This window comes from Candidatus Delongbacteria bacterium, from assembly GCA_041675285.1.
In the GTDB taxonomy this organism is placed as follows: Bacteria; CAIWAD01; CAIWAD01; order CAIWAD01; family CAIWAD01; genus CAIWAD01.
In genome coordinates, this window is record JBAYTZ010000004.1 from 158395 (window position 1) to 171967 (window position 13573).

The following is a 13573-nucleotide window of genomic DNA, read 5'->3' on the forward strand; positions in this document are numbered from 1 at the left end:
AGGGGAGTTGTATGGGCGTGAAGTTTGAATTGCACATGGTTTCGGGCTTTCATGTCAAGGCGACAAGATGGCTGAACGGTTCCTCAGGTGTGGCAGCAGGTTCAAGGGGAATTTCAAATAATGAACACACGCGCCCTCCCACTAACCCCCCCGCCCGCCCCTAGAAGGGAGTTTCCGGGGGCGCCGCTTCCAAACGGAAAGCTGATATGTTCAGGTTCCCCGGAAAGCAGGGGTTCCAGGTGGGAGAATTTCCCCAGGCATCCGTGCGCTTGACGTTCGCAACAGGGCCGGCCGGGATTGCGACGAAGGCTCCAGCTGTGTTGACGTGAGAATGGGTTGAAGTCCAGTCAACCCCGCAGGCCCCGCCCATGAAAAGCCCCCGACCGCGGGGTCGGGGGCTCAAAGATCAGGCTGTGGCGATGGGCTACTTCACCAACAGAAGCTTGGCGCTGTCCGCTCCCCGGGCGTGCTCGGCGGTGACCACGTAGAGGCCGCTGGCATGTCCGCCCAGGTCCAGCCGCCGGGTGGACAAGCCGGCAGGCGCCCAGTCCAGCTGCTGACGCGCCACCAGGCGTCCGGCCAAGTCGTACACACTCAGCGTCAGCGGACCGGCTTCGGGCAGCACGACTTCCAGCGTGGTGGCCGGATTGAAGGGATTGGGGTGCGCGCCGGCGATGCGCACGGCCTGCGGGCGCAGGCTGGGCTCGGCCAGGTCGCTGAAGTCCGCCGTGCCGCCCGCCTCGTGGTAGCGCGCCGCGAACTCCTGCAGGTACTGGTTGGCGATGGCCGCGCTGTGCATCACGACGGTGTTCTCGTTGTTGCCGTCTTCGGCGCTGTTGGACCAGTTGTAGCTGCCGGCGATCACCACGGGGTCGCTTTCCGGCTGCTCGGAGTCCAGCACCATGTACTTATGGTGCAGCACGCCCGAGCCGCCCGTGACGAAGATGTCCGCGCCGAAGGCCTGCAGGGTGGTCCACTCGCTGAACTCGTCGCCCTGGGTGTCGAAGACGCCGCGCACCACGGCGCCACGCTCGTGGGCGTCGCGCATGCCGTAGCCGATTTCATTGCGCGAGAAAGAGAAAATGCAGAAGTAGACCGAGTGGTCGGCCGTGCCCAGGTAGTTGACGATGCGCTGGCTGACGTTGTCGCCGTGGCTGAACCAGATCTCCACCGGCGTGCCGCCCACCAGGAAGTAGTGCGGCGTGTTGTTGGTCTTGTTCTCGCCGAAGTAGCTGGTGGCGCTGTTGGGCGTCATGCCCGCGGAACCCCACATCTCGTTGAACTCCAGCGTGTAGGCGCGGGCCACCGCCTGGTCGGCGATGAGGATCGCGTTGTCCTTGGCGTGGATGCCGTTGTCGCTGGGCTGGTCGATGAGGTTCACGCTGCCCGTCCAGACCACGTCGTTGGCGGGGTCGTCGTCCGCGGCCTCGAAGACCATGAACTTGTTGTGCTGGATGTTGGTGCTGGAGTGCTGGCCGAAGCTGTTGTCGATGACCGTGATGCCGGCGTTCACCAGCTGGTTGACCTCGGGCTGGCTGTGGTCCGCGTCATAGATGAAGCGCACGGCCACGCCGCGGTCGTGGGCGTTGATCAGCGCCGTGGCGACGCTGCTGATGTTGAGGCTGTAGATGGCGCAGTCGATGCTGGTCTGCGCGGCGTCGATCAGGGCGTTGAGGCGGATGGGGATCTGGTTCTCCATCTCGTCTTGGGCTTCGTTGCCCTCGGTGGCGTAGCCGGTCTCGGCGTCCTGGGTGAAGAGGATCTCCAGCGTGCCCGGGCTGCCCTGGGAGACCGTGGAGAACCAGTAGTCGCTGCCCATGCTCAGGCCGGTCTGGTTGCGCGAACCCACCCGGGCCCAGTAGGGCGTGCCCGGCTCCAGGCCGGTGATGGTGAATCCATGCTGGGTGGTGAAATCCTCCTGCTCCACGCTGTCCAGCGGCACGCCGTCGACGCCGCCCCAGACGCAGATGGTGGAGCCGTCGCTTTGGGTGGTCCATTCCAGGTGGACGCTGTCCGTCTGGTGCTCCGACTCGAAGGGGCCGCCGGTGATGCCCGGGCCCACCAGCTGGATCTGGTCGCTGGCGAAGCGCGGCAGCAGCTGGTAGCCGCTGTGGTAGGGCGAACTGAAGTCGTACTGGCTGCAGAGGGCGATCAGATCGAAAGCGCCCGTGGGAATGGGCGTGCCCACCAGCTCGCAGGTGGAGGAGATGCGCATCTGGCTGGCGCCGCTGGCGTCGCTGATGTTGTAGTTGGTGTTGCCCGCCCAGCTGCCCGTGCCGTCCACGGTGATGCCGTCGATGCGGAGCAACAGGCCTTCGTAGGGTTCGCCCGCGGCGCCCTGGCCCATCACCTGGGCGCAGGTGACGACGGTGGGCTCCACGACCACGCCCGTGGCGTGGGTCTCCATCAGGGTGGCCGGGGTCAGCTCCACCAGGCCGTTGAAGTGGGTCACGGTGCCCATCACGGTCACGTCGTCGCCCACGTTCACGGCGGCGGAGAGCGTGCTGCTGTAGCACACCAGGCCGCCGGTCTCGTCCTGCATGTAGACGGCCACGCCCTGCTGGGTGTCCGCCGTGATCACGCCGCGCACCACCACGGTCTGGCCCAGCAAGAGGGGCAGGCCGTCGATGCCGTTCTCGCGCAGGGCCGAGCAGGGGATCGGATCGCCGAGGACCTGGATGGCCGGACTCTGGGTGATGGGCGTGGGCGTGCCGCCTTCCACGGCCGTGCGCACGACGAAGGTGTAGGCCGACGTGGCCATGGGATGGCTGACCGCCGACAGCGTGAAGGTGCCGTCGTTGAGGTCGCTCACCTGGGCGCCTTCCACCCGCAGCACGCCGTTGCTCGACGTGAAGGTGCCGCCCTCGAAACCGGCGCCCTCGACGGCCACGGAGGCGGCCTCCCAGCCTTCGGGAAGCACGACTTCCACGATGGTCAGCACGTAGTCCTCGCCCGTGACCGTGATGGAGACGTCCACCGGGTCGGGCGTGGTCACCAGGTCCGGACTGATGGTGGCCGTGCCGCTGCCGTCCTCGAGGGGCACGTCGGGCTCGGCCGGGCTGGCGGAGTTCTGCGGGCTGCAGGTTCCCGCCGTGTCGTGGGTGACGAAGTCCGCCGCGTTGTTGTTGGCGTCCCAGCCGTTGCCTTCCAGCGCGTCGGCGCCGCCGGGGGCCATGCCAGCCGCCGTGGAGGTCTCGAAGGCCTTGCGCTCGTAGCTGCCGCCGCGGGCGTGGGCCACGGAAATGACCGTGCCTTCCGGCGTGTCACCGGTGAGCCAGGCCACCCGGTCGATGGTGGCGGACTGGGCGTTGACCAGCCGCACGTGGCCGCCCGAGTTGCCCAAGCCCGGGGCCACTCCGGTGGCGAAATCCGGCGCGGGCACCACGGCCGTGCCGCCGTAAAGCAGGTAGCGGCCGGGCAGCAGCAGCTGGCCTGCCGGCAGGGTCTGCTTGTCCTGCCAGGTGGTGCCCGTGGCGGACTTGTACTGGATCTTCCAGCCGCCCACATCCACCGCGGCAGCCGTGGGGTTGTGGATTTCCACGAATTCTTCGTTGATGCCGGACACCTCGTAGAAGCGCAGTTCGCTGATCACGGGGTGATCGGCCATCTGCGCAGCGACTTGTCCTGACAGCGCCAGGACGGCCAGCGCCAGGACTTTCAGCATGTGTTTCATCGTTCGCTCCTATGGTCATCGCAGCGCGGGCCGCGTTCCTTGCGTTCGTCTTCTCATCCTGTCGCCTGTGCGAGGCGCGATGGGATGGGGGCGAGGCGTTCGTCATCCCCCGGCTTGACCGGGGGATCCCATCGCTTCGCCAGTCATCTGCCGGAGCGCGATGGGATGGGGGCGAGGCGTTCGTCATCCCCCGGCTTGACCGGGGGATCCCATCACCCCGCCAGTCATCTGCCGGGGCCCCTTGTTTTCCACCTTTCTGCTTGCGCCAGAAAGGTGGAGCCAAAGAGGCGCTTTTTCTCACTCGCCAGAGTCAGCCCGCCTCCCGGCGGGCTTCCGCTGGCGGCAGCGTCTCCTTCCTGTCTCCAGGAAGTTGGTTCGCGCTGCGCGCTTCACCCATTTTCTGGTTCAGCCCTGCGGGCTTCACCTCGCCTGATCCAAAGAACTTCTGTGTCACCATGGAGCGGTGATACGTTCACCACTCAATCCGAAATCGTCTCTGTGCCTCTGTGGTGAGTCGTTCACTCGGCAGGGATGGCCCCTGCCTCAGTAACCCACCAGCACGCCATCGTAGCCCATCTCTGTGAGGGCGGCGTGCAGCATGGCGCGCTTCTCCCGGTAGGGCAGGAAGGCGCTCTTGAAGCCGTTGGTGATGATCTTCGCCACCTCGTGCTCGCTCAGGCGGAAGGTCTGGGTCATGCGCCACAGCTCCTCGGTGATCGTCGTGTCGCTGATCAGCCGGTTGTCCGTGTTCACCGTCACCCGCAGGCCGTAGTCCAGGTAGAACTTCAGCGGGTGCGAGGCCAGGTCCTGGACCACGCGCGTCTGCACGTTGCTGGTGGGGCAGGCCTCGATGGGGATGCGCAGGTCGTTCATGTAGTTCAGCAGGCTGCCATCCTCCTTCAGCCGCGTGGAGTGGCCGATGCGCTGGGCGTGGAGGTGGTGCAGGGCCTGGTGGATGCTCTCCGGGCCGTAGGCCTCGCCGGCGTGCACCGTGCAGTTGACGTTGTTCTTGCGGATGAGGTAGAAGGCCTCGCGGTGGTCCTTGGCCGGGAAATTGGCCTCCGCGCCCGCCAGGTCGAAGCCCACGACGCCCGCGCTCTTGTAGGCCACGGCCAGCTCGGCCAGGCGCAGGGAGGTGGCGGGGTTGATGTTGCGGATGCCGCAGACGATCACGCCGCAGCGGATGGGATACTGGCGCTCGGCGCGGCGCAGGCCGGCCAGCACGGCGTCCATCACCTGGGCCAGGCTCAGGCCCTTCTCGATGTGCAGGATGGGCGAGTAGCGCACCTCCAGCCAGCGCACGTTCTCCTTGGCGCAGTCCTCAGCCAGTTCGAAGGAAGTGCGTTCGAGGGCCGCCACGTCCTGCATCACGGCCAGCGTGTAGCGGAAGACGGCCAGGTAGTCCACCAGGCTCTCGTAGTTCTGGCCCAGGCGCAGCTTGGTGAACAGCTCGGCGGGGTCGAAACTGGGCAGTTCTACATGGCGCTCGCGGGCCAGCTCGATCATGGTGGGGAGCCGTAGCGATCCATCCAGGTGGCAGTGGAGTTCCGCCTTGGGCATGGACAGGATTTTCTCGCGAGTGAGGCTCATGACCCCTCCGGTTGACAAAAGGGCCGGTCCCGAAGGACGGCCCTCAATTCTGATGCCGGATGGCGGATTCCGCTCCGCGTCCACGGTGGGTCAACATACCACTCGGAACCCGGCGAGTCCTCATTCCCCGCCGGTCCTGTCATCCCAGCGAACGCTGGGATCCCCTGCGGTCAAGCGAGGCGAAGCCAATTCCCTTCCCTCGCCCCCGGCGGGGGAAGGCGTCGCGTAGCGACGGGGGATGGGGGTGTTCGAGAGTCCGGGCCCCCATTCGCGCCTGCGGCGCGGCTTCCCCCGCGGGGCGCGGGGGAAGAATCCAGCCTACGGCGCAGTTGAGGGTGTTTGCTTGTCCGCTACTGCAGCTTGCCCGCCGCCAGTGCCGCGCTGAGTGCGTCGAGCTTGGCGTAGGAGTCGCCCAGTTTGCGCTGGGGGATGAGGCCCATCTCGGCGCGATCCTCGTCGGTAAGCTGCTCGCTGACGGCCTTGAGCAGCTCGGAGAGTTCGGGATGCACGCGCTCGGCGTATTCATAGGCCTTGAGCAGGGCCAGCAGACGCAGGCGTTCCACCTGGGAGAGTTCGAGCTGCTCGGCCTCGTCGTCGATGACGGCTTCCCAGCGTACGCGGGGCATGTAGCCCAGCCGGCGCAGCTCCTCCACCAGCTTCTGGACCCGCACGCTGGAGGCCAGCAGCATCAGTTGCTCGTCGAAGAGCCCCAGCCAGGACTTGCGCAGGCCCGGGGCCAGGCAGAGCTCCTGCATCAACTGGGCGTTCTCGGTCTTCAGCACCATCAGCTGGGGATCCACCAGGATGTGGCCGTGGCGGTTGGTCACCTCCTCCACCAGATAGTTCACGTTCTGGGGAATGGACTGGGAGGAGTGCTCCACCAGGAAGCCCTGGATGTGCTCCAGCGAGAGGCCGGAATCCAGCCCACGGGAGAGGGACTGCTTGCCGATGCGGTAGCGGCCCTTTTCGTAGTCGGCGAAACGCGCCAGGAAGAGCGTGTGCTCGGGCAGGAAGCGCGCGGGCAGGAAGACCTCCAGGTTGGCCTGGACCAGCAGCTTCTCCTGCGGATCGTACCAGCCGTCCAGGTCGTCGGGCAGCTGCCCTTCCTGCAGCACGCGCCGGCCGCGCTCCGAGAGCCGGAAGACCAGCCCGCCCTGCTCCGGGTGGTTGGAGAGTTCCACCAGCCCGAACCAGAACAGCGGCTTGACCAGCTGATGCGTGATGAATTTTTCCACCGCCACGCGCTGGTTGTCGCTGCGCTGCCCGCCTTCCAGCTGGGCGTAGAGGAAGGTCAATTCCTCCAGCGCGATCCAGGCGGCGGGGCTGACGTGCTGCAACAGCCAGAGCAGCTTGAGGGGATCCAGGCCCGCGCTCTCGGCGCGCTCCAGGTGCTCCTCCAGCCGGCCGGCGGCCAGCACGTCGGCGCCGAAGGCGTCGCTCATCATGCGGCGCAGGCTCTCCCCGGGCTGGCGGAAGAAGGCCGCGGCCACGGGCACGTTCACGGCCCAGACCTCGTGCTTGAGCTGCACGATGCCGTGGGCCTCGAAGTAGTCGAAGAGGAAACTGAAGAGGTGCTGGTCTTCCTGCGCCGGCTGGAACAGGCTGCAGACGCGCTTGACCTCGGTCTTGTGCACGCCGCCTTTTTGGATCCGCTGCACGCGGTGATTGACCAGATGCACGAGCAGGATCAGCGCGTTCTGGAAGAGCTGCGCGGGTTCGTGCCGCACCTTCCAGGCCTCGGGCTCCAGGCGGCCGCTGAAGGCCGGGTAGAGCTGGGGCGGCGCCTCGGGCAGCTGGCAATTGGAGCGGATCATGGCCAGTGAATCCTGCACCAGCACGATGCGGGACTCGGCGGGGAAGTACTGGTCGTGCTTGAGCAGCGCGCTGCCGTCGCTGGTCCAGACCAGGCCCGTGGCCCGGAAGAGCAGCACCAGCTCGCGCTTGAGTTCGTCGGAGTCGAGCTTGATCCCGAAGAAGCCGATCTGCTTGCGCAGATCTTTCAGGGGCAGGCCCTCGGGGAACATGGAGAGCACCTTGAGGATCACCTGCCCGGTCCAGGAGACGTGCTCGTCCAGGGCCTTGCGGAAGCCGGCGGAGTCGACGAGCAGGGCCTTGCAGGCGGCCAGCAGGCGGGTGCGGTCCTGGCAGTCCGCGGCGGCGGGTTCCGGCGAGCTGGCGTAGAAGCCCGCGCACATGCGCTTCAGCTCCTCCAGGTCGCGGCCGACGATCTTGCGGCGCAGCCGGTTGCGGTAGAAACTGGGCAGCCGGAAGAGCGGCTCGAGGTTGTCCACCAGGGTCACCAGGCTCTCGGCCTCTTCCAGCTCGCCGTCGGGACCGACGGCCGGGCGCAAGGCCACCAGACCGGCCGTGACCAGGCTGGCCAGGGCCTCGGAAGCGCCTTCGCCGGGCAGATGCGCCAACAGCCGGTTCAATTCCGGCAGGGGCACGGTTCCGCCTTCGGCAGCCAGATAGAAAATGATCTCCAGGTGCTGGTGCTGGCTTTCCTGAAAGGTTGCGAGGTGTCTCAGGGCGCGCAGAAAGTCGGATGGGAAATGGAAAGCCATCATATCGGGTGTGAAGGATCGTCTCTGACTTGGATATTGGCCCGGGGTGGCACCCGGTAGCCGCGGGGCCGCCGACAGGGAGGGGGCCGCTCTCCTCGCCTGTTAAAGGTTTGTGAGAGTAACAGTTCACCCTAGCCATGTCAAGCTGGACGCCGGGAGGAAGGTGGGGATGGGCAAAAGGAAGTGGCTGGCGCTGTTGCTGCTGGCGCTGATTTCCAGCGGTTGCATGCTCAGCACCGTCAACCACCTATGGGCCACTCGTCGGCAACTGCTCAAGTTCGACGAGTTCGTGCGCTACGAGAAGGCCGGGCCGGTGCAGGGCCCGGGGATCCGGCTCCTGCAGCCGCGGCTGACCACGGAGGACATCCGCGCCCTGGCCAACGGCCGTCCGCCCAGCCGGATCTTGAAGGACGCCACGGGCGAGACCTGGATCTTCCGCTGGCAGCGCCGGCCACCCCAGCGGGGCAAGACGGTCACTCTGGAGCTGCGCTTCCAATCCGACCTGCTGGTGGGCCTGCACGTGGACAAGCGCTTCGCCGACAAACTGGGCGACGCGCGCATCGAAATGCTGATCCGCCAGTTCGTGGGGCCGGCCACGGACCTGGACGTCTTCCACAAGCGCGTTGTCAGCCACGTGCCCGCCCGGGAGAACGCCCGCTTCCCGGCCCTGACCCTGGCGGATATCCGCGAGTTGTTCGGCCCGGAGAACCTGATCCGCGAACTGCCCCTCAAGCGCGACGAACCCAGCCACATCTACCGCTACCAGCTGGACGGGGCCCAGGGCGACAAGGCCGCCATGAGTTTCGGCGTCCGGTTCCAGGAAAACCGGCAGCTGGCCATGATCACCAGCCGGCTGGGTTCCTTCTCGCTGGTCTTCGATTTCAGCGGGCGCTGAGCCTGTCCGATCCCTCCCAAAAGTCGGCGCGGTTGTTGCTGTGGAAGCTGGTTCATTGGAACTCAATCAGCTGACTGGTATGTTTTCGCCTTAACCTGTTGGCGCGCGGCAAGAAAGCCGACAAGCTGTCAGACGGCGCGCCATCCCAACTCAATTTCCCGGGTCGGAATCGACCCAGCACCTGGAAGCAGGAGGAGCCATGAGATTCGGCCAGTCCTCGATCCTGATCTTGCTCGGCGCGGCCATGATGGGCAGCCTGATCGGCTGCGGTGGCGGAACGGCGCGCTTCGACACCGGCCCCGTCATGGAGCCGGATGAAGGCATCAACTCCATTGAGTACTGGGCCTCCAAGGGCTTCGAAACCCAGGAGAATCCTCCCGGCGCCCTGCCGGACGTCTCCGCGGAGTTGGGCGGCGCGGGCTTCGAGCAGCTCGCGGCCTCGCTGGGCTTCAAGACCAACGAGAACCAGAAGTCCATGGCCGACCCCCGCGGCGTGCCCGGCGGCATGCTGCGCATCCCCCTGCAGGAGTTCCCGGCCACCCTGCGCAGCGAGGGCAAGGACGCCAACACGGCCTTCATGAGCATGGTCTCGGGCATGATGTACGAGTCCATGATGGGCCTGGACAGCTGGACGGACGAGTTCACGCCCTCCCTGGCCACCCACTGGAAGGTCGAGGACAACGCCGCGGGCGGCCAGACCTTCACTTTCCGCATCAATCCCAACGCCCGCTGGCAAACGGGCCACCGCATCACGGCCGAGGACATCAAGGCCACCTGGAAGCTGATGGTGGACGACGGCCTGCTGCAACCCTACAACGGCATCCTCTACCGGCAATACAGCGAGCCCGAAGTGCTCAGCCCCTACCTGGTGCGCACCTCCACCAAGGACCTCAACTGGCGGCACTTCCTCTATTTCGGCGCCTCCATGTCCATCTACCCGGCGCACATCATCGGGTCCATGACGGCCAAGGAGTACATGGAGCGCTTCCAGAACCAGACCATGCCCGGTTCCGGCCTCTACCTGCTGCGTGACGAGGATATCAACCAGGGCAACAGCCTGACCATGACCCGCACCAGCAACTATTGGGACAAGGACAGCCCCATCGGCAAGGGCTCGGGCAACTTCACCAAGGTCAAGTTCCGCGTGGTCACCGATGAGACCCTGCAGCGCGAGATGTTCAAAAAAGGCGAGCTGGACATCTACATCGTCGGGCAGGCCAAGTACTGGGTCAAGGAGTTCCTGCCCGAGCAGATCGAGCAGCTGGGCAAGGGCTGGATCCAGCGCAAGAAGATCTACACCCAGAACCCCAACGGCACCAGCGGCTTCGTCTTCAACATGCGCGAAGAGCCCTTCAACGACATCCGCGTGCGGCGCGCCTTCGCCTACCTGCTGAACCGCGAGAAGCTGATCGACAAGCTGTTCTACAACGAGTACCTGCCCATCCACAGCTACTACCCGGGCAGCGTCTACGAGAATCCCAACAACGAGAAGATCAAGTACGACCCGGAAACCGGCCTGCGCCTGCTGGCCGAGGCCGGCTTCGCCCAGCGCGACGGCGAGGGCTATCTGGTGAACGCCCGCGGCCAGCGGCTGGAACTGGACCTGATGACCGACGAGAGCCCCACCTGGGAGCGCATCATCACCGTGATCCAGGAAGACTACAAGCAGGCCGGCGTCAAGTTGAACCTGAAGCCCACCACCGCCGCCACCCAGTTCCAAATGGTGATGGACCGCAAGTTCAAGATGCACTGGCAGACCTGGACCGGACTCTATTTCCCCAATCCCGAGTCCTCGTTCAAGTCGAACCTGGCCGACGAGCCCAACACCAACAACCTCTCCGGCTTCAAGAGCAAGGAATTGGACAGCCTGTGCGAGGTCTACAACAAGACCTTCAGCCAGGAAGAGCGCATCAAGCTCATCCGGCGCACGGACACCATTCTGATGGAAAGCTATCAGGAAGCCCTGGGCTGGTACGGACCCTTCACGCGCGTGGGCTACTGGAACAAGTTCGGCATGCCGGAGTGGGGCCTGGCCCGCACCGGCGACTGGCGCTCCATCGTGAGCCTGTGGTGGTACGACGCCGACAAGCACAAGGCGCTCGTCAAGGCCATCAAGAAGGACCAGAACATGCCGCTGGAGAAGGTCGAGATCGATTACTGGAAGGGGTACGACCCCGCCACGATCGCCCGCTAGACTCCGACGCCCGCCGGTCTACCCAGGCCGGCGGGCTTTTTCCCACGATCGCAGGACAACCAGGAAGGTCCCATGACCACCTATTTCATCCGCCGCTTCCTGCTGGCCTTTCCCACCTTCATCGGCATCACCCTGATCGCGTTCACCATCATTCAGTTCGTTCCAGGCGGACCGCTGGAGCAGGAGATCATCTCGCTGAAGATGGGCATGACGCAGATGGGCGAGGCCGGCGCCGGCGGCAGCAACGACGTGGCTTCCGGCGGGACCACCATCCCGGCCGAGGCCCTCGAGGAGATGAAGGCCTACTACGGATACGACAAGCCCGTGCTGCTGAACTTCCGGATCTGGGGTCCGGAGAAGCAGGTGACGCGGTACATGGAAGGCCTGCGGCAAGAACCGGCGCTCAAGGAGCGCGAAGTCCAGCTGACCTCCCTCTTGGGGCGGATGCGCGAGGGGGAGGACACGGCCCCCATGCGGGCCCAGGTCAACCACCTGCGGGAGGAGATCAAGGCGGAGCGCGAACGGATCGAACAGCTGCGCTCCAATGTGATCGCCTGCGCCGACATCGCGGTGCCGGCTCTGCTCAAAGTGGCATTGGACGAGAGCGGCCAGCTGGACGCGAGCCAGCGGGAAAAGGCCGTGGACCTGTTGATCAAGCGGCTGGCCCTGCCGGTCTGGATCAGCCAGGACTATGAGACCAAGCTGGCCCAGGTCAAGGGCTGGGCCGCCAAGAACGAGGCCAAGGGCACCGGACCCGTGGCCCTGGTCTGGAAGACCTTCAGTTACGGCCGCTACGGCGCCTGGCTGATCCGCATCTTCCACCTGGACCTGGGGCGCTCCCACACCTACAGCCGGCCCGTCTGGGACGTGATGAAGTCCAAGTTCCCGGTTTCGATCTACTTCGGCGTGATCGGCCTGGTGCTGGTCTACAGCATCTGCATCCCGCTGGGCGTCTGGAAGGCCGTCAAGCACGGCAGCCGCTTCGACACGGCCAGCTCGGTGATCGTCTTCATCGGCTACTCCATCCCCGGCTGGGCCCTGGGCGCCGTGCTGCTGGTGCTGCTGGGCGGCGGTTCCTTCTGGGACGTCTTCCCGCTGGGCGGCTTCCGCAGCGAGGACTGGGAATACCTGGGCTTCTGGGCCAAGATCTGGGACCAGGTGCACCACACCATCCTGCCCATCATCGCCTGGGAGATCGGCTCCTTCGCCAGCATGACCATCCTGATGAAGAACAGCCGGATGGAGAACCTCTCCCAGGACTACGTGCGCACGGCCTTCTCCAAGGGCCTCTCGGAAAAGCGCGTGGTCTTCGTGCACGCCCTGCGCAACAGCCTGATCCCCCTGGCCACCGGGCTGGGGCACCTGATCGGGATCATCTTCGCGGGCAGCTACCTGATCGAGAAGGTGTTCAACATCGACGGCTTCGGCCTGCTGGGCTTCAACAGCCTGATTCACCGGGACTATCCCGTGATGTTGTCCTCGATGGTCATCAGCGCGGTGATCGGGCTGATGGGCAACATCCTGTCCGACATGATCTACGCGGCGATCGATCCGCGCATCCGCTTCAAATAGGCACCTGGGAGCACCACGATGGCTAACAAGCCGGATCTCGTCGTTGGCACTTCGCTGAACGCCAAACGCTGGCGCAAATTCAAGTCCATGAAGCGGGGCTACTGGTCGCTGCTCATCTTCTTCAGCACCTACCTGCTCTCCTTCGGCCTGCCGCTGGTGGTGGGCAACCAGGCCCTGGTGGTGAAGCATCAGGGCGAGTACCACTTCCCGCTCTTCACCAGCTACATCTCGGCCCAGGAACTGGGGCAGAACCGGATCGGCGATCCCAACTACCGCAACCTGAAAGCCCAGTACAAGGCCGAGGGCAAGGGCGACTTCGTGCTGATGCCGGTCTATCCCTACGGGCCCAAGGAAAGCCTGCTGGACCTGCCCGGCACGCCGCCCCACCGCCCGGGCGGAACCCACTGGCTGGGCACGGACGACCGGGCCCGGGACGTGCTGTCGCGGCTGGTCTACGGGTACCGCGTGTCCATCAGCTTCGCCCTGGTGGTGACCATCTTCTCCTACCTGATCGGCGTGAGCGTGGGCGGGCTGCTGGGCTACTACGGCGGCACCTTCGACATCCTGGTGCAGCGCCTGGTGGAGTTGTGGTCCGCCGTGCCCTTCCTGTTCATGATCATGATCATCGTCACGCTGGTGAAGCCCAGTTTCTGGCTGCTGGCCGTGCTCATGATCATGTGGGGTTGGATGGGCATCACGCGCTACGTGCGCGGCGAGTTCTACCGCGAGAAGACCAAGGACTACGTGCAGGCGGCGGTGAGCATGGGCGCCAGCGACCGGCGGATCATCTTCAAGCACATCCTGCCCAACAGCCTGACGCCGATCATCAGTTTCGGCCCCTTCGCCGTGGTGGGCAACATCGGCGCGCTGGTCTCGCTGGATTACCTGGGCTTCGGCCTGCCGCCGGAGGAACCGTCCTGGGGCAACATGGTGAAGGTGGGCATGGCCAACATCACCGACTGGTGGCTGGTGCTGGCGCCGGAAGCGGCCTTCTTCCTGACCCTGTTGATGGTGGTGTTCATCGGCGAAGGCATCCGCGAGGCCTTCGATCCCAAGGTCTACTCGCGCCTGCGCTAGGCTGCAGC

The 13573-nt window shown here is 65.4% G+C and carries 7 protein-coding genes; 4 read left to right on the forward strand and 3 right to left on the reverse strand.

All coding sequences use genetic code 11. From position 1 onward, the window contains the following. Positions 1-424: 424 nt before the first annotated feature. The 3 genes from WC326_05610 to WC326_05620 all read right to left on the reverse strand — a co-directional run bounded on the left by WC326_05610 (position 425) and on the right by WC326_05620 (position 7710). Positions 425-3673, reverse strand: a complete 3249-nt coding sequence (locus WC326_05610; protein MFA7330537.1) for a phospholipase D-like domain-containing protein — start codon at positions 3671-3673, stop codon at positions 425-427. A 543-nt stretch (positions 3674-4216) separates the two neighbouring features. Further along, on the reverse strand, positions 4217-5263 hold the full coding sequence (gene add, locus WC326_05615; GenBank protein MFA7330538.1) for an adenosine deaminase: 1047 nt from the start codon (positions 5261-5263) through the stop codon (positions 4217-4219). Between the two features lie 350 nt (positions 5264-5613). Beyond that, entirely contained in the window at positions 5614-7710 is a 2097-nt protein-coding gene (locus WC326_05620; protein MFA7330539.1) for a helicase-associated domain-containing protein, read from the reverse strand. Between the two features lie 286 nt (positions 7711-7996). On the opposite strand from WC326_05620, the gene WC326_05625 reads away from it, so the two are divergent. From WC326_05625 to WC326_05640, 4 genes are all read left to right on the forward strand, one after another. Then, the gene (locus WC326_05625) at positions 7997-8722 is read left to right on the forward strand and encodes a hypothetical protein (protein MFA7330540.1); all 726 of its coding nucleotides are present in this window, start codon (positions 7997-7999) and stop codon (positions 8720-8722) included. Positions 8723-8921: 199 nt separating this feature from the next. Beyond that, the gene (locus WC326_05630) at positions 8922-10916 is read left to right on the forward strand and encodes an ABC transporter substrate-binding protein (protein MFA7330541.1); all 1995 of its coding nucleotides are present in this window, start codon (positions 8922-8924) and stop codon (positions 10914-10916) included. A gap of 72 nt (positions 10917-10988) precedes the next feature. Next, entirely contained in the window at positions 10989-12488 is a 1500-nt protein-coding gene (locus WC326_05635; GenBank protein MFA7330542.1) for an ABC transporter permease subunit, read from the forward strand. A gap of 18 nt (positions 12489-12506) precedes the next feature. Then, positions 12507-13565, forward strand: coding sequence for an ABC transporter permease subunit (locus WC326_05640; protein ID MFA7330543.1), 1059 nt, complete (start codon positions 12507-12509; stop codon positions 13563-13565). Positions 13566-13573 lie beyond the last annotated feature (8 nt).